This is a genomic window from Streptomyces purpureus, from assembly GCF_014648195.1.
GTDB classification, from domain to species: domain Bacteria; phylum Actinomycetota; class Actinomycetes; order Streptomycetales; family Streptomycetaceae; genus Streptomyces; species Streptomyces purpureus.
In genome coordinates, this window is the sequence record NZ_BMQQ01000010.1 from 113,642 (window position 1) to 129,439 (window position 15,798).

Genomic DNA, 15,798 nt, shown 5'->3' on the forward strand with positions numbered 1-15,798 from the left:
CGCTCGCGGCGCAGGGCGTGGCGCCCTGGGCCACCTGCGCCCCGATCGCCGGGCTCACGGCCGGCGGTGAGGGGTCCGGCGCCGACGCGGGCGCCGAGGGGACCCTGCCCCTGCGGCCCGACGGCACCCCGGCCGAGCCCGGCGTGGACCCCAGCCAGGTGACCCCCAACGCCCCCATCGCCCCCGAGGCACCCACGGCCCCCGCCACCCCCTCCGCTCCCGCCGGCACCGGGAAGCACCGCGGTACGCCCGCCCCGGACGAGACGGCCGACAGCGGTACGGATCCGGGCAATACGCTCAACGACCGCGAATCGGGCCGCCACGCCTCGCGGAGTGACGCCCCGACACGTGAGGTGCCCCACACGGATGGTGGGACCGGTACGGGGCAGGAGGGGTCCGGAACCGGAGCGTCCGGTGACCCGGCGAACGAAAGCGGCGAAACCACCAAGAACCCTGAAACGCCTGAACCAACCGAAACTCCGGAAAGCGGCAACCTGCCCGAATCGGGCGAAAGCTCCGACAGTGCCGACAACTCCGGTACCGCCGAGGTGGACAACAAGGACAACACGGGCAAGTCCTCCGGCGCGTACACCGTTCAGCCCGGCGACAACCTCTCCGTCATCGCCGGCAAGCACAACCTCGACGGCGGCTGGACCGCGCTCTACGACGCCAATCGCCAGGCCGTGGGCGCCGATCCGGACCTCATCCACCCTGGTCAGAGCCTCGACCTCGACATCACCGTGGACGCCGGACAGGCCCAGAAGTAGCGGCGGTTCGCGGGCGTATGTCCGGTTCTGCGCGAATGAGACATGGGTCTCTTTGCCTCAACCGGCGTGTCTCGCCCGCGAACTCCTTCGTCCGCCGCTCCCACCTGCGTAAATGACCGGTCCTGGAAGGCAAGTAGGGGCGTTTTCTCCCAGATGTGCCTCTTTGAACTTCCGGGAGGTCTGTGTCTACGGTCTTCACCGCTCGCCACCGCGGGCCTCGTCGACCGGTCCGCCGAATCCTGCCGCCGGACGACGGGAACAGTCGTCGCGTCATGCGCCGAAGGCAGGAGCGGGGGACCCAAGGTAAGTGCCGGCCCCGGCCGTTGAGACAGACGGCCGACGCCCGGCTTGGGGTGAAGCCACGTGCTAGGACACGTGGCCGGGCACTCACAGCCCGAACCCGACAGCTCACCTCGTAGGCGTCGGTGAGGAGAAGTTCCATGCTGTTTTCCGGCAAGGGCAAGCACCGCCGTCCCACGATTCTCGACCGCACGACCCGTGTCGTCACGCTCGCCGGTGTCGCCGGCGCCGCGGTCGCCGCGCCGCTCATGACCGCCGGTAGCGCCTCCGCCGCCACCGCCGCCGAGTGGGACCGCGTCGCGCAGTGCGAGTCCGGTGGCAACTGGTCCATCAACACCGGCAACGGCTACTACGGCGGTCTGCAGTTCTCCGCCTCCACCTGGGCCGCCTACGGTGGCACCGCCTACGCGGCCACCGCCGACAAGGCCTCCAAGTCGCAGCAGATCGAGATAGCCGAGAAGGTCCTGGCCGGCCAGGGCAAGGGCGCCTGGCCGCACTGTGGCGTGGGCCTGTCCAACGCCGCGTACACCGGCGGCGAGGCCGCCCCGGCCGCCCCGAAGCCGGAGCGCAAGGCCGAGCAGCCGACCACCCGCAGCGAGCAGCGCACCACGCCGAAGGCCGCCCCCAAGGCCGAGGCGAAGAAGACCGTCACCACCCCGACCGGCAAGAAGGTCAAGAAGGGCGACGGCGAGTACAAGGTCGTCGCCGGCGACACCCTCAGCAAGATCGCCGAGGCGCACGGCGTCAAGGGCGGCTGGGAGAAGCTCTTCGAGCTGAACAAGGACGTCGTCGAGGACGCCGACCTGATCTACCCGGGCCAGCAGCTCCACCTGAAGTGAGCCTTCCGGCTCGCCGGGCGAGGCCTGAAGTGAGCCTTCCGGCTCCGCCGGGCGAGGCCGCCCGCGTGAGCCCGACGACTCTCCCGCGGTGACCCGGTGAGCCTGTGACCACCCCGGTCCGGCGCGTCTCCCCCGTACGCGCCGGGCCGGGGTTTCCCATGTGCGCGGGGCCTCGCACATGACGGTTACCGCACGGTAGAACTTGCGCCGTTTGCCCCGGAAAGCAGGCGCTCGGGTCCTTTTTCGTCCCAGCGGGCGGGCGCCCGGCGGACCCCGGTCCCCGCGCCGGTTAGGCTCTTGTCGCAAGGACAGAGCGACCCTGCAATGGCCCTGCACCGCATGCGTCACATCTAGCGTCACATCCCAGAAGGAGATGCTCGTGCCGTCCATCGACGTCGTCGTAGCCCGGGAAATCCTGGACTCCCGAGGCAACCCCACGGTCGAGGTCGAGGTCGGCCTCGACGACGGCAGCACCGGCCGTGCTGCTGTCCCGTCCGGTGCCTCCACCGGAGCGTTCGAGGCCATTGAGCTCCGTGACGGAGACCAGAACCGCTACATGGGCAAGGGCGTCGAAAAGGCCGTCCTCGCCGTCATCGAGCAGATCGGCCCGGAGCTCGTCGGCTACGACGCCACCGAGCAGCGCCTGATCGACCAGGCCATGTTCGACCTGGACGCCACCGACAACAAGGCGTCCCTCGGCGCCAACGCGATCCTCGGCGTCTCCCTCGCCGTCGCGCACGCCGCCTCCGAGGCCTCCGACCTCCCGCTCTTCCGCTACCTGGGCGGCCCGAACGCGCACCTGCTGCCCGTTCCGATGATGAACATCCTGAACGGCGGCTCGCACGCCGACTCCAACGTGGACATCCAGGAGTTCATGATCGCGCCGATCGGCGCGGAGTCCTTCTCCGAGGCCCTGCGCTGGGGCACCGAGGTCTACCACACCCTCAAGAAGGTCCTGAAGGACAAGGGCCTCTCCACCGGTCTCGGCGACGAGGGCGGCTTCGCCCCGAACCTGGACTCCAACCGCGACGCCCTCGACCTCATCCTCGAGGCGATCAAGCAGGCCGGCTACGCCCCCGGCAAGGACATCGCGCTCGCGCTCGACGTCGCCGCGTCCGAGTTCTACAAGGACGGCTCGTACCAGTTCGAGGGCAAGTCCCGCTCGGCCGCCGAGATGACCGAGTACTACGAGGAGCTCGTCTCCGCGTACCCGCTCGTCTCCATCGAGGACCCGCTGTTCGAGGACGACTGGGAGGGCTGGAAGGTCATCACCGACAAGCTCGGCGCCAAGGTCCAGCTCGTCGGCGACGACCTGTTCGTCACCAACCCGGAGCGTCTGGCCCGCGGCATCGAGGACGGCGCCGCCAACGCGCTGCTCGTCAAGGTCAACCAGATCGGTTCGCTGACCGAGACCCTGGACGCCGTCGAGCTGGCCCAGCGCAACGGCTTCAAGTGCATGATGTCCCACCGCTCCGGCGAGACCGAGGACGTCACCATCGCCGACCTGGCCGTCGCCACCAACTGCGGCCAGATCAAGACCGGCGCCCCGGCCCGCTCCGAGCGTGTCGCCAAGTACAACCAGCTGCTGCGCATCGAGGAGATCCTCGACGACGCCGCGGTGTACGCGGGCCGCTCGGCGTTCCCGCGCTTCCGCACCGCCTAAGCACGGCAAGGGCTGAGCACCGCCTCGAAAGCCCGGTTACGTACGTCCCCGCACTCGGTCCCGTACCGTGTGCGGGGACGTACGCACGTGAACAAAGGGGAGGCGGCAGACAGTGGCCCGGGACCGGTTCTCCACCGCGACCAGGATCCGGCTGCTCGGCGAGCAGACCGCGGCCCGTGTGTACCGCTCCCAGAACCGCAGACAGGCCCGCCGCTCCCGGCTCACCGGCCGCGCCGCCTTCCTGGCGCTGATCGTCTGCTCCCTGGTGGTGGCGCTCGCCTATCCGATGCGGCAGTACGTCTCCCAGCGCAACGAGATCGCCGAGCAGGAGCGGCGCGCCGCCGAGGCCGCCCGGCGGGTCGAGGAGCTGCGGGACGAGAAGGCCCGCCTCCAGGACCCGGCGTACGTCACCCGGCTCGCCCGCGAGCACCTGCACTACGTCTTTCCGGGCGAGACCGGTTTCACCGCGAACGACCCGGACCTGGCGCGCGAGCGCCACGGCGACCAGGGCGCGAGCGAGCGATCCTGGTACTCCAACCTCTGGGACGGCATCGACACCGCCGACCGTCCGGACAAGTAGCCCGGACCGTACCCAAGACCCTTCCCCCACGAGCCCCGACGAGAAGACAGACGCAGGCATGGAAACGCCCCCTCCGCAGACCGAACGCACCGAGCCCACCGAGGCGGACGTCGCGGCCTTCAAGGAGCAGCTCGGCCGCCCGCCGCGCGGGCTGCGCGCCATCGCGCACCGCTGCCCGTGCGGCAACCCGGACGTGGTCGAGACCGCGCCCCGGCTCCCGGACGGCACGCCGTTCCCCACGACGTACTACCTGACCTGCCCGCGCGCGGCCTCGGCGATCGGCACGCTGGAGGCGAACGGCGTCATGAAGGAGATGTCCGAACGTCTCCAGAGCGACCCCGAGCTGGCCGCCGCCTACCGCGCCGCCCACGAGGACTACATCGCGCGCCGCGACGCCATCGAGGTGCTGGAGGGCTTCCCGTCCGCCGGCGGCATGCCGGACCGGGTGAAGTGCCTGCACGTCCTGGTCGGCCACTCGCTGGCGGCCGGACCCGGCGTCAACCCGCTGGGCGACGAGGCGATCGCCATGCTGCCCGAGTGGTGGGCCAAGGGCCCCTGCGTCACCCCGTGCTCCGAGAAGGAGGACGCCAAGTGACCCGGGTCGCGGGCATCGACTGCGGTACGAACTCCATCCGCCTCCTCGTCGCCGACGTCCACCCCGAGACGGGTGAGCTGATCGAGCTGGACCGGCGGATGACGATCGTCCGGCTGGGCCAGGGCGTCGACAAGACCGGCCGGCTCGCCCCCGAGGCCCTGGAGCGGACCTTCGCGGCCTGCCGTGAGTACGCCGCCGTCATCGAGGAACTGGGCGCCCAGCGGCTGCGCTTCGTCGCCACCTCCGCCTCGCGCGACGCCGAGAACCGCGACGACTTCGTCGCGGGCGTAGTGGAGATCCTGGGTGTGGAGCCCGAGGTCATCACCGGTGACCAGGAGGCCGAGTTCTCCTTCACCGGCGCCACCGGCGAACTGACGCGGGACCAGGGGGAGTACCTGGTCGTGGACATCGGCGGCGGCTCCACCGAGTTCGTCGTCGGCAACGAGCACGTTCGGGCCGCGCGCTCGGTCGACATCGGCTGCGTACGTCTCACCGAGCGCCACATCCGCAACGACCCGCCGGCCGTGGGCGAGATCGCCGCGCTGCGGGCCGACATCAAGGCCGCCCTCGACCTGGCCGAGGAGACCGTCCCGCTGCGCGAGAAGCGCACGCTGGTCGGCCTCGCCGGCTCGGTGACGACGGTCGCCGGCCTCGCGCTTGAGCTCACCGAGTACGACTCGTCGGCGATCCACCACGCCCGTATCTCCCGCGACCAGGTCGCCGAGGTCACCGGACGGCTGCTCACCTCCACCCATGACGAGCGGGCCGCCCTGCCGGTGATCCACCCGGGCCGGGTGGACGTCATCGCGGCCGGCGCACTTGTCCTGCTGGAGATCATGGAGCGGGCAGGGGCCGACGAGGTGGTCGTCAGCGAGCACGACATCCTCGACGGAATCGCTTATTCCGTGGCCTGAGGGCCGTTCGAAGGCGGTTTCCATGGTGCTCCCGCCCCATCCCGCCGGAAAACTTCGTGAAGTTCTTCACAAGGAAAAGGGCCCTGACGGGTGCCACAACGGGGTTCCGGGCCCCCGAGGCACCGTGTCAGGGCTCTTCCGTACCTGCGAGGGACGGGCGTTGGGGTGTTTCGGTGGTGTGAACACCAGGGGCGGTCCGGCATGGAAAAGGCCTCACAGGGCCAGCTCACAGGGGGTGAACAACGTCCGTCGTTACACCCTGGTTCCTCTGCGGCGCCATGACCTCGGTCACGTGGGCGGCGGAGTGTAGCAGAGGTGCCCGAAGAGCTTGTGAAGGGGCGCACGAGCGACCCCCCCGAGGGGGGTGGATACTCGATGGCATGAGCACCACGGAGCGTCCCAGGATCCTCGTAGTAGGCGGCGGGTACGTAGGCCTGTACGCAGCTCGGCGCATCCTCAAGAAGATGCGCTACGGCGAGGCGACCGTCACGGTCGTCGACCCGCGGTCGTACATGACCTACCAGCCCTTCCTGCCCGAAGCCGCCGCAGGCAGCATCTCGCCGCGCCACGTCGTCGTCCCGCTGCGACGCGTCGTGCGCGGAGCCGAGGTGCTCACCGGTCGCGTCACCACCATCGACCAGGACCGCAAGGTCGCCACGGTCGCGCCGCTCGTCGGCGAGGCCTACGACCTGCCGTTCGACTACCTGGTCATCGCGATGGGCGCGGTCTCCCGCACCTTCCCGATCCCCGGCCTCGCCGAGCAGGGCATCGGCATGAAGGGCGTGGAGGAGGCCATCGGCCTCCGCAACCACGTCCTGGAGCAGCTGGACAAGGCGGACTCGACGACCGACGAGGAGGTCCGCCGCAAGGCGCTGACCTTCGTCTTCGTGGGCGGCGGCTTCGCCGGCGCGGAGACCATCGGCGAGGTCGAGGACATGGCCCGCGACGCGGCGAAGTACTACACCAACGTGAAGCGCGAGGACATGCGCTTCATCCTCGTCGACGCCGCCGACAAGATCCTTCCCGAGGTCGGCCCGGAGCTGGGCCGCTGGGGCAAGGAGCACCTCGAGGCCCGTGGTGTCGAGATCTACCTCTCGACGTCGATGGACTCCTGCGTCGACGGCCACGTCGTGCTGAAGAACGGCCTGGAGGTCGACTCCAACACGATCGTGTGGACCGCCGGCGTCAAGCCGAACCCGGCGCTCTCCCGCTTCGGCCTCCCGCTCGGCCCGCGCGGCCACGTGGACGCCCAGCCGACCCTCCAGGTCACCGGCACCGACTACATCTGGGCCGCCGGCGACAACGCCCAGGTCCCGGACGTCGCCGCCCGCAAGGCCGGCGTCGAGAACGCCTGGTGCCCGCCGAACGCCCAGCACGCGCTGCGCCAGGCGAAGGTCCTCGGCGACAACGTGGTCTCCGGCATGCGGGGCTTCCCGCAGAAGGAGTACAGCCACTCCAACAAGGGCGCGGTCGCGGGTCTCGGCCTGCACAAGGGCGTCGCGATGATCGTCATGGGCAAGATGAAGATCAAGCTCAAGGGCCGTCTCGCCTGGTACATGCACCGTGGCTACCACGGCATGGCCGTGCCGACCTGGAACCGCAAGATCCGCGTCTTCGCCGACTGGACCCTTGGCATGTTCCTCAAGCGTGAGGTCGTCTCCCTCGGTGCGATGGAGACGCCGCGCGAGGAGTTCTACGAGGCCGCGAAGCCGGCGCCGGCGCCCGCCGCGCAGTCCTCGGCCCCGGAGAAGGCCAAGGCCTCCTAGCCCAACCGCAGTACCCCGCAAGGGCCGTCCGCCATCCGTGGTGCGGACGGCCCTTCGCGTGTTTTGCCGAGTCGTTGCGTGCCGCTGGGACTGCAACGGCTACTTACGGTGTTTACGTGGTGACGAGCATTGCTGGGGCACGACATCACGGAGGTGTGCACCATGGCCGACGCCGCGCTGCGGCTGACCACTCTTGCCGAAGATCTGCTGGGAACTCCGCTCCCCGTGCGTCTGCGGGCCTGGGACGGCAGCGAGGCGGGACCCACCGGCGGCCCCGTCCTCATCATCAACCAGCGCCGGGCGCTGCGCCGACTGCTGTGGAAACCGGGCGAGCTGGGCCTCGCGCGGGCCTGGGTGGCCGGGGAGATCGACGTCGAGGGCGACCTCTACGACACCCTGGACCGGCTGGCCGGCCTGATCTGGGAGCGCGGGGGCGACGACGCGGCCGTGCATCCCGTACGCGACCCGAAGCTGCGGGCCGCCGCGAAGGCGCTGGTGAAGCTGGCAGGCCCGTGGCCGCCGCCCGCACCGCCGGCCGAGGAGATGCGCCGGCGCACCGGCCCGCTGCACACCAAGCGGCGCGACAAGGAGGCCATCAGCCACCACTACGACGTCGGCAACGACTTCTACGAGCTCGTCCTCGGGCCGTCGATGGTCTACTCCTGCGCCTACTGGTCCGAGAACGGCACGCTGGAGGAGGCGCAGCGCGACAAGCTCGACCTGATCTGCCGCAAGCTCGGCCTCAAGGAGGGCGACAGGCTCCTGGACGTCGGCTGCGGCTGGGGCTCGATGGCCATCCACGCCGCCAAGGAGTACGGCGCCGAGGTCGTCGGCGTCACCCTCTCCCGTGAGCAGGCCGCCTACGCCCGTAAGCGGATCGCCGAGGAGGGGCTGGCCGACCGGATCGAGATCCGCGTCCAGGACTACCGGGACGTCAAGGACGGGCCGTTCGACGCCATTTCGTCCATCGGGATGGCCGAGCACGTCGGCTCCGTGCGCTACCGCCAGTACGCCGACACGCTCTTCGCCCTCCTCAAGCCGGGCGGGCGGCTCCTCAACCACCAGATCGCCCGCCGCCCCGAACGGGACGAGGCCGCCTACAAGGTCGACGAGTTCATCGACGCGTACGTCTTCCCCGACGGGGAGCTCGCGCCGGTCGGACGGACCGTCACCCTCCTGGAGGAGGCGGGCCTTGAGGTGCGGGACGTCGAGGTCATCCGCGAGCACTACGCGCGCACCCTGCGCGAGTGGGTGGCCAATCTGGAGGCGCGCTGGAACGAGGCCGTCCGGCTCTCCTCGCCCGGCCGGGCGAGGATCTGGCGGCTCTACATGGCCGCCTCCGCGGTCTCCTTCGAGCGCAACAGGATCGGTGTCAACCAGATCCTGGCCGTGAAGACCCCCGAATCGGGGACCTCGGGCGTCAACTTGCGTCCGCGGGCCTGGACCGAGGTCGCGAAGGCCTGACCCCGGGGCCGGTGCCGACACGGCGAAGGGCCGGGCTCCCCGTGCGGGGAGCCCGGCCCTGGCCGTCGTCGAGACCGCGCGCTACTCGGTCTTGATGGCGGAGAGCATGTTCAGCTTCGCGGCGCTGCGGGCCGGCCACATCGCGGCCAGCACACCCACCAGGCCGGCGAGCAGCAGGCAGATGCCGATGGTGTCCCACGGCAGCACCAGCGCGTAACCGGGCAGGCTGTTCTTGAAGGTCTGGCCGATCGCCCAGCCGAGGAACGCGCCGAGCCCGATGCCGACCACCGCGCCGAACAGCGAGATGACCACGGCCTCCAGACGGACCATCCGCTTCACCCGGCGCCGGTCCAGACCGATCGCCCGCAGCATGCCGATCTCCTGCTGCCGCTCGAACACCGACATGGCGAGGGTGTTGACGACACCGAGGACCGCGATGAGCAGGGCCATCGCCAGCAGGCCGTACATGATGTTCAGCATCATGTTGATGGCACCGCCGAAGGTGTCCTTGATGTCCTTCTTGTCGAGGAAGGTGATCGCCGGGTTGTCGCCCAGGGAGGTGATCAGCGCCTTCTCGTTGGCCGCCGACTCGCCGCTCTCCATCTTCACGAAGATCTGCGGGATGTACGGCCGGACGTCATGGGCGTCGAGGATCTTCGCGTCGATCAGGACCGGCGAGACGAACTCGCTGTCCTTGACGATCGCGCCGACCGTCAGCTTGCCGGTCTTGTCGTCGCTGAACTTCACCGGCAGCGAGTCACCGACCTTCCAGCCCTTCTTCTCGGCCGTCTTGTCGGCGACCGCGATCTTGCCCTCGGCGAGCGAGGCGAGGCTGCCGCTGCGCACGTCGAGGTTGATGACCTTCTCGATCGCACCGGGGGTGACACCGGAGGCCGACGCGAAGTCGCCCTTCAGCTCCAGGTATCCGGCCTGCTGCGGCGAGACCGCGCTCACGCCCGGCGCCTTCTCCAGCGCGGTCAGCGCCGTCTTGTCCAGGCCCTCGCCGCTGGCCATGGTGACCATGTAGTCGGCGCGGATCTGGTCCGTGGTCGTCTTGTCCAGGGCCGTGCCGACCGTGGCGCCCAGCACCGACAGACCGGTGACCAGCGTCAGGCCGATCGCCAGCGCGGAGGCGGTGGCGCCGGTACGGCGCGGGTTGCGCACCGCGTTCTGCCCGGCGAGCTTGCCCGCCACCCCGAACGGGCCGGTGAGCAGCGGACGTACCAGCGCGATGACCGGGCGGGACAGCAGCGGGATCAGCACGATCACACCGACGAGGGTGAGGAACGCGCCCGCGCCGATGGTCATCCGGCCGCTCTCGCCGCCGGCGCCCGCGCCCATCACGATCGCCGCCGCGCCGAGCGCGGTCAGCACGCCGCCGATGGAGTTGCGCAGCACCAGCGACTTGGTGGTGGCCACCGCGTGGACGCTGCTCATCGCGGCGACCGGCGGGATCTTCGCGGCCCGGCGGCCGGGCAGCCAGGCGGCGAACATCGTGATCAGTACGCCGACGGCGAGGGCCGCGATCACCGGGGTGGCGGTGAGGACCAGCGGACCGCCGGGGATCTTCATGCCGAAGGCGGACATCCCGGAGCGCAGCGCGACCGCCAGGGCCACACCGAGGCCGAAGCCTACGGCGGAGGCGACCAGACCGACCACACCGGCCTCGGCCAGCACCGAGCGCGTGATCTGCCGGCGCGAGGCGCCGACGGCGCGCATCAGCGCCAGCTCCTTGGTGCGCTGGGCGACCAGCATGGTGAAGGTGTTGGAGATGAGGAAGACACCGACGAAGAGTGCGATGCCGGCGAAGCCGAGCAGTACCTGCTTGAGGGTGCCGAGACCCTCCTCGATCATCTGCGCCTGCTCGTCGGCGAGCTCCTGCCCGGTCCGGGCGTCGGCCTCCTCGGGCACCAGCGGCTTGACCTGGCCGAGGAGCTTGTCCGCGTCGGCGCCCTTGGCGGCGGCGACCGAGATCTCCTGGAAGTAGCCGGCCTTCAGGTAGAGCTTCTGGGCGACGGGCGTGTCGAACAGGACCAGGCTGCCGCCCGCGTTGACGGCGCCGTCCTCGGTGGTGAAGACACCGGAGAGGGTGTACTCCTTCACCGGGCCGTTGGTGGCCACGCGCACCGTGTCACCGGTCTTGTAGCCGCCCTTGTCGGCGGTCTCCTGGTCCAGGGCGATCTGGTCGGCCCGCACCGGGCCCGAGCCTTTGGCGAAGTCGTACGCCGGGTCCTTGCCGTCCTTGCCGGGGCTGAAGTTCGTGCCCTTGTTGGACCAGCCGGCACCGATCAGCTTGCCGTCCTTGTCCGGGACACCGGCGAAGCCGCTGACCCGGCCGGTGGCCTTCTCGACCCCGTCGAGCTGCCCGATCTTCGTCAGGGCCTGCTGGGAGAGGCCGGGCACCGACTTGGGGTCGTCCGGGTTGGTGACCAGGGTCACGGCGACCGCGACCTTGTCGTAGCTCTTGGCCGACTGGTTGCGGAAGGCGTTGGAGAGGGTGTCGGTGAACACCAGGGTGCCGGAGACGAAGGCCACGCCGAGCATGACGGCGAGAACGGTCATCAGCAGCCTGGCCTTGTGCGCGAGCACGTTGCGCAAGGCGGTACGGAACATGAGGAGTCAGTCCTGGGAGTGGGAGCCGGGAAGGATCGGAAGGACCGGGCGGATCAGCTCGTGCGGCCCTTGGCGTCGAAGGCCTTCATCCGGTCGAGGACACCGTCGGCGGTGGGGGAGAGCATCTCGTCCACGATGCTGCCGTCGGCGAGGAAGATCACGCGGTCCGCGTAGGAGGCGGCCACCGGGTCGTGGGTGACCATGACGACGGTCTGGCCGAGTTCGCGGACGGAATTGCGCAGGAAGCCCAGCACCTCGGCGCCGGAGCGCGAGTCCAGGTTTCCGGTCGGCTCGTCACCGAAGATGATCTCCGGTCGGGAGGCCAGGGCGCGGGCCACGGCCACGCGCTGCTGCTGGCCGCCGGAGAGCTGCGCGGGTCGGTGGGAGAGGCGCCCGGACAGGCCGATCATGTCGATCACGCGCTCCACCCACTCCTTGTCGGCCTTGCGGCCGGCGATGTCCATGGGGAGCGTGATGTTCTCCATCGCGGTCAGGGTCGGCAGCAGGTTGAAGGCCTGGAAGATGAAGCCGATCTTGTCGCGGCGCAGCTGGGTCAGCTGCTTGTCCTTGAGGGTGGACAGCTCGGTGTCGCCGATCCGTACGGAGCCGCTGGTGAAGGAGTCAAGGCCGGCCACGCAGTGCATCAGCGTGGACTTGCCGGAGCCGGACGGGCCCATGATCGCGGTGAACTCGCCCTGCCGGAAGTCGACGGTGACCCGGTTGAGCGCGACCACCTGGGTCTCGCCCTGTCCGTAGACCTTGGACAGATCCTGGGCGCGGGCGGCCACCGCGGTGGCGCGGTGGGCGTAGGAGGTGGTGGTCACGGAAGCGACTCCTGTCACAGGTGCGGTGTCTGGAAGAACACCTCCATCCTCATCGCGGAATCCGCCCGGGACGTCCGTCCGCATGCCCGTTCCTGGGGCCCTCTGGAGTCGGACCGGGGGGCTCGCCCCTCCTCCTTTGGTATGACACCGACCCCGAGAGGCGACGACTTTCCGTCATTCCCCCGGGTACGCATTTGCGGCTGCGAGCCCGGCCATCCTCCGGGAGAACGCGCTCCATCAGCGCTGACGTACCCTCAGTCGTCAATAAAATAAGACAACATCGGGCTGGTGTTCCGCTGATCGGGGGATGCGTCCGGATAGGCTCATGTGCCAACGCAGAGCCGCGCGCCATGCCCGGATGGTGGAATGCAGACACGGCGAGCTTAAACCTCGCTGCCCTCGCGGGCGTGCCGGTTCAAGTCCGGCTCCGGGCACTCATGAGCCGGGCGGAAGATCGCCCGCAGCCGACCAGGACGCACCGCCCCGGCCCCGGGGCCCGTCCCCTCCTCCCGCCGCAGGGTCACGATCGCGGAAAGATCCTCCCCGAGCACTAGGGAGATTCTTTTGCTTCCCTATTACTCTTGACGCAAGGCCGCGCAGTGCGGCCATGGAGGAGTGAGATGAGGAGCAGCAACCCGGTCTTCTCGCGACGGGGGTTCAGCCGCGACAACGGCTACGCCGGCTTCAACGCGCAGCAGCCGCAGGCCGGGGGCCCCGCCGTTGGAACCAACCCGTACGCGCAGGGCACGGCCAATCCGTACACGGACGGGGCCACGAACCCGTACGCCACCAACCCCTACGCCCAGGACGCCCAGCTCGGCGCCCCGCAGCAGGCCCGCGGCAATGTGATGACGATCGACGACGTCGTGAGCCGTACGGCCATGACGCTCGGTACGGTCGTGCTCACCGCGGTCCTCTCCTGGATCCTGCTGCCGGTCGACCCGGGCAACCTCGGCAAGTCGTACGGCATCGGTATCGGAGCCGCGCTCGTCGCGCTCGTCCTGGCGCTTGTCCAGTCCTTCAAGCGCAAGCCGTCGCCGGCGATCATCCTGGCGTACGCGGCGTTCGAGGGCGTCTTCCTCGGCGTGATCTCCAGCGTGGTCTCCACGTACATCGCCGACGGTGTGGTGCCCCAGGCGGTGCTCGGCACGATGGCGGTCTTCGCCGGTGTGCTCTTCGCGTACAAGATGCGCTGGATCCGTGTCACCCGCCGTTTCTACGGCTTCGTGATGGCGGCCGTCATGGGCTTCATGCTCCTGATGGTGGCCAACCTCCTGTTCGCCGTGATCGGCGGCGGTGACGGTCTCGGCTTCCGCAGCGGCGGCCTCGGCATCCTCTTCGGTGTCATCGGTGTGGTGCTCGGCGCCTGCATCCTGGCGCTGAACTTCAAGGAGGTCGAGGACGGCATCACCTACGGCGCTCCGCGCGAGGAGTCGTGGGTCGCGGCCTTCGGTCTCACCGTCACGCTGGTGTGGATCTACCTGGAGATGCTGCGTCTGCTCTCGATCCTGCAGGGCGACGACTGACGCGCGTGTCACGCGTCCGACGCTGACGAAGGGCCCGTCCGGCTTCCGCCGGGCGGGCCCTTCGGGGTCGGGGGCTGGTGTCCTTGGGTCGCGGGCTAGAGCAGCTTGCGGGCCGCCCGCCTCAGGTCGTACTCGTGGATGATCGCCTTCGCGTGGCCGTACGCGAGGTTGTGCTCGCCCCGGAGCCAGCTGACCTTCTCCTCGAAGCGGAAGAGGGACGGGCCTTCCTCGACGGCGCGGAGCCAGTCGGACACTTCACGACCGGTGCAGTGGGGAATGCGGGCGAGCAGATTGCGATGGGTCTCTTCGGAGAAGACGTGGGACATCGGCGCCTCCGGACGCGTATTGCTTGCGCGTTGCGTTGGGTTCCGCATCGTTGAGTTCCTTCACGCCACCGTGCCCGAGCGTTCGCCCGTTGGCAACAGTGCGGGGACGGCGCATAGGGTCGCACCGTGCTTGATACGAGTGAACTGACCGCCGCCGCAGAGCGGTTCGCCGACCGCCTGCGGGCCGCCCCGCAGAGCCGCCTCCAGCGCGGCGCGGCCGCCGAAGGGCTCGCGCTGGCACGGGAGTTGGCGGTCAGGGCGCAGCGCGTCGAGGAGCCCGGGACGCAGCCGCGGACCATGCCCGACGCGGGCGTGTTCGCGGTCGCGGACCAGCTTCTGGTCGCCGCGCACGATTGTGCCGAGGCACTGAGAACGGCCCCGGCCGGCTCCCAGGAGGAGCTGGACGAGGCCGTACGGGCGGTGCGGGAGGCGATGGCGCGGTCAGGGCTCTGAAGCCCTGAGGGAGGCTCTGGGGGGCGCCTGAGGCGCCTGCTGGGCCTGCGCGCGCGGGCGGAGCGGCCGACTGGTCACGGCGGTGCCGGCTGGTCCCGGACCTGAGGGCGCCGTGGACCGAGGCCCCCGCCGGGCCTGCTCGCGCGAGCCGGGCGGCCGGCTGGTCGTGGACCCGGCGACCGCCCAGGCGGTGGCCGACGCACCGCCGCCGGGCGGGCCCGGACTGCCGGGCGCTACAGCGACGCTATGACGCGGTCGGCGAGGATGTAGACGTTGTCGTCGCCGCGCTCGTCGGAGCCGCCGCAGGAGAACGTCAGGGCGTACGCGCCGGAGACACCGGAACCGCCGAGCAGGACCGGCGTGCGGCCCGCCCGCAGCGCCTCGGCGAGACGTTCGGCGGTCTCGCGGTGGCCCGGGGTCATGCAGAGCGTGGTGCCGTCGGCGAAGACGTACACGTCGAGCGTGCCGAGCGGGCCGGGCCGGACGTCGGCGAGGGCCGTGCCGGTCTCGGCGAGCTCCTCCAGCCGGGCCACAGTCCGCTCATGGTCGGTGGCGACCGGGGTCTGGACCGGCACGAAGTCGGGGTGCGAGGGGTGGCGGCGGCGGGCCGCGGCGAGCTCGGGGGAGTCCTCGGCGAACTCGGTGTACTCGGCGAACTCGGCCGTCTCCGGCTGGTCCGTGAAGTCGGCGAGGTCCGCCAGCTCGGCCAGCTCCGCGAGCTCCGCCAGGTCGTCGAGGCGGCCGTCGGCGTCCGGGCCCATGGACTCCAGGCCGGCGAGGTCGGCCTGACGCGGCACGAAGTACGGGCCGCCGTCCTCGGCCGGTCCGCCCAGACCGCTGAGCAGGGAGGGGGCGTCGGCGGCGTCCCGGGCCTCCTGCGCCGCCCAGAAGGCACGCGCCTCGGCCAGTTCGCGCTCCCGCTCCTCGGCCAGGGCCTCGGCGACCGCGGCGCGGATCTCCTCGGCGGGGGTCACGGACTCGGCGTCACGGGCGTGCGGCACGCTGACCGTACGGCCCGCCTCGGCGGCCGCCAGTTCGGTCCGCAGGGCGACGATCTGCTTGCGCAGCCCGTGGGCGGCGTGCAGGGCAGCGGCGCCCACGGCCGTGGCGGCGGCCGTGGTCAGCAGCAGGGCAAGAGGCATGGCGCTCACTGACGTACTCCCGGTTC

14 protein-coding genes, 1 tRNA gene and 1 riboswitch are annotated in these 15,798 nt (G+C 70.3%); of the genes, 11 read left to right on the forward strand and 4 right to left on the reverse strand.

Annotated features, from left to right (window positions below; translation table 11 throughout):
* The 8 genes from IEZ01_RS15225 to IEZ01_RS15260 form a co-directional block, all read left to right on the forward strand.
* Positions 1-767: LysM peptidoglycan-binding domain-containing protein (locus IEZ01_RS15225; protein WP_229832968.1), on the forward strand; the 767-nt coding region annotated here is incomplete at its 5' end.
* Between the two features lie 265 nt (positions 768-1,032).
* Positions 1,033-1,204: riboswitch (cyclic di-AMP (ydaO/yuaA leader) on the forward strand.
* Positions 1,205-1,207: 3 nt separating this feature from the next.
* Entirely contained in the window at positions 1,208-1,906 is a 699-nt protein-coding gene (locus IEZ01_RS15230; RefSeq protein ID WP_019886960.1) for a LysM peptidoglycan-binding domain-containing protein, read from the forward strand.
* A gap of 373 nt (positions 1,907-2,279) precedes the next feature.
* Positions 2,280-3,569 (forward strand): phosphopyruvate hydratase, encoded by a 1,290-nt coding sequence (eno, locus tag IEZ01_RS15235; protein ID WP_019886958.1) that lies wholly within the window; start codon positions 2,280-2,282, stop codon positions 3,567-3,569.
* Between the two features lie 112 nt (positions 3,570-3,681).
* Positions 3,682-4,149 (forward strand): FtsB family cell division protein, encoded by a 468-nt coding sequence (locus IEZ01_RS15240; protein ID WP_019886956.1) that lies wholly within the window; start codon positions 3,682-3,684, stop codon positions 4,147-4,149.
* 58 nt (positions 4,150-4,207) lie between these two features.
* The gene (locus IEZ01_RS15245; protein ID WP_019886955.1) at positions 4,208-4,744 is read left to right on the forward strand and encodes a DUF501 domain-containing protein; all 537 of its coding nucleotides are present in this window, start codon (positions 4,208-4,210) and stop codon (positions 4,742-4,744) included.
* The gene (locus IEZ01_RS15250; RefSeq protein WP_019886953.1) at positions 4,741-5,658 is read left to right on the forward strand and encodes a Ppx/GppA phosphatase family protein; all 918 of its coding nucleotides are present in this window, start codon (positions 4,741-4,743) and stop codon (positions 5,656-5,658) included. Before IEZ01_RS15245 ends, IEZ01_RS15250 begins: the two co-directional genes overlap by 4 nt.
* A gap of 380 nt (positions 5,659-6,038) precedes the next feature.
* Positions 6,039-7,424, forward strand: coding sequence for an NAD(P)/FAD-dependent oxidoreductase (locus IEZ01_RS15255; RefSeq protein WP_019886952.1), 1,386 nt, complete (start codon positions 6,039-6,041; stop codon positions 7,422-7,424).
* 162 nt (positions 7,425-7,586) lie between these two features.
* The gene (locus IEZ01_RS15260) at positions 7,587-8,888 is read left to right on the forward strand and encodes a class I SAM-dependent methyltransferase (RefSeq protein ID WP_028797617.1); all 1,302 of its coding nucleotides are present in this window, start codon (positions 7,587-7,589) and stop codon (positions 8,886-8,888) included.
* 81 nt (positions 8,889-8,969) lie between these two features.
* Here the strand turns inward: IEZ01_RS15260 and IEZ01_RS15265 are convergent, their stop codons facing one another.
* Together IEZ01_RS15265 and IEZ01_RS15270 are read right to left on the reverse strand one after the other, a co-directional pair.
* A complete protein-coding gene (locus IEZ01_RS15265; RefSeq protein ID WP_189202110.1) occupies positions 8,970-11,501 on the reverse strand; it encodes an ABC transporter permease in 2,532 nt (843 codons plus the stop codon).
* Positions 11,502-11,554: 53 nt separating this feature from the next.
* Complete coding sequence (locus IEZ01_RS15270; RefSeq protein WP_019886947.1) at positions 11,555-12,325, reverse strand: ABC transporter ATP-binding protein; 771 nt, start codon at positions 12,323-12,325, stop codon at positions 11,555-11,557.
* Positions 12,326-12,677: 352 nt separating this feature from the next.
* On the opposite strand from IEZ01_RS15270, the gene IEZ01_RS15275 reads away from it, so the two are divergent.
* Together IEZ01_RS15275 and IEZ01_RS15280 are read left to right on the forward strand one after the other, a co-directional pair.
* A tRNA-Leu gene (locus IEZ01_RS15275) sits at positions 12,678-12,759 on the forward strand.
* A gap of 186 nt (positions 12,760-12,945) precedes the next feature.
* Entirely contained in the window at positions 12,946-13,851 is a 906-nt protein-coding gene (locus IEZ01_RS15280; RefSeq protein WP_019886946.1) for a Bax inhibitor-1/YccA family protein, read from the forward strand.
* Positions 13,852-13,946: 95 nt separating this feature from the next.
* Here IEZ01_RS15280 and IEZ01_RS15285 read toward each other — a convergent pair whose 3' ends face one another.
* Entirely contained in the window at positions 13,947-14,177 is a 231-nt protein-coding gene (locus IEZ01_RS15285) for a DUF4287 domain-containing protein (protein ID WP_019886945.1), read from the reverse strand.
* 126 nt (positions 14,178-14,303) lie between these two features.
* On the opposite strand from IEZ01_RS15285, the gene IEZ01_RS15290 reads away from it, so the two are divergent.
* Positions 14,304-14,630 (forward strand): hypothetical protein, encoded by a 327-nt coding sequence (locus IEZ01_RS15290; RefSeq protein ID WP_189202112.1) that lies wholly within the window; start codon positions 14,304-14,306, stop codon positions 14,628-14,630.
* A gap of 233 nt (positions 14,631-14,863) precedes the next feature.
* On the opposite strand, the gene IEZ01_RS15295 is transcribed toward IEZ01_RS15290, so the two are convergent.
* Positions 14,864-15,772, reverse strand: a complete 909-nt coding sequence (locus IEZ01_RS15295) for a hypothetical protein (RefSeq protein ID WP_019886940.1) — start codon at positions 15,770-15,772, stop codon at positions 14,864-14,866.
* Positions 15,773-15,798 lie beyond the last annotated feature (26 nt).

What these genes read in the sequence shown, in the direction of transcription:
- IEZ01_RS15230 (WP_019886960.1), top strand. Translation starts at nt 1,208, where the DNA reads ATGCTGTTTTCCGGCAAGGGCAAGCACCGCCGTCCCACGATTCTCGAC.
- eno (WP_019886958.1), top strand. Translation starts at nt 2,280, where the DNA reads ATGCTCGTGCCGTCCATCGACGTCGTCGTAGCCCGGGAAATCCTGGAC.
- IEZ01_RS15245 (WP_019886955.1), top strand. Translation starts at nt 4,208, where the DNA reads ATGGAAACGCCCCCTCCGCAGACCGAACGCACCGAGCCCACCGAGGCG.
- IEZ01_RS15255 (WP_019886952.1), top strand. Translation starts at nt 6,039, where the DNA reads ATGAGCACCACGGAGCGTCCCAGGATCCTCGTAGTAGGCGGCGGGTAC.
- IEZ01_RS15260 (WP_028797617.1), top strand. Translation starts at nt 7,587, where the DNA reads ATGGCCGACGCCGCGCTGCGGCTGACCACTCTTGCCGAAGATCTGCTG.
- IEZ01_RS15265 (WP_189202110.1), bottom strand. Translation starts at nt 11,501, where the DNA reads ATGTTCCGTACCGCCTTGCGCAACGTGCTCGCGCACAAGGCCAGGCTG.
- IEZ01_RS15280 (WP_019886946.1), top strand. Translation starts at nt 12,946, where the DNA reads ATGAGGAGCAGCAACCCGGTCTTCTCGCGACGGGGGTTCAGCCGCGAC.
- IEZ01_RS15285 (WP_019886945.1), bottom strand. Translation starts at nt 14,177, where the DNA reads ATGTCCCACGTCTTCTCCGAAGAGACCCATCGCAATCTGCTCGCCCGC.
- IEZ01_RS15295 (WP_019886940.1), bottom strand. Translation starts at nt 15,772, where the DNA reads ATGCCTCTTGCCCTGCTGCTGACCACGGCCGCCGCCACGGCCGTGGGC.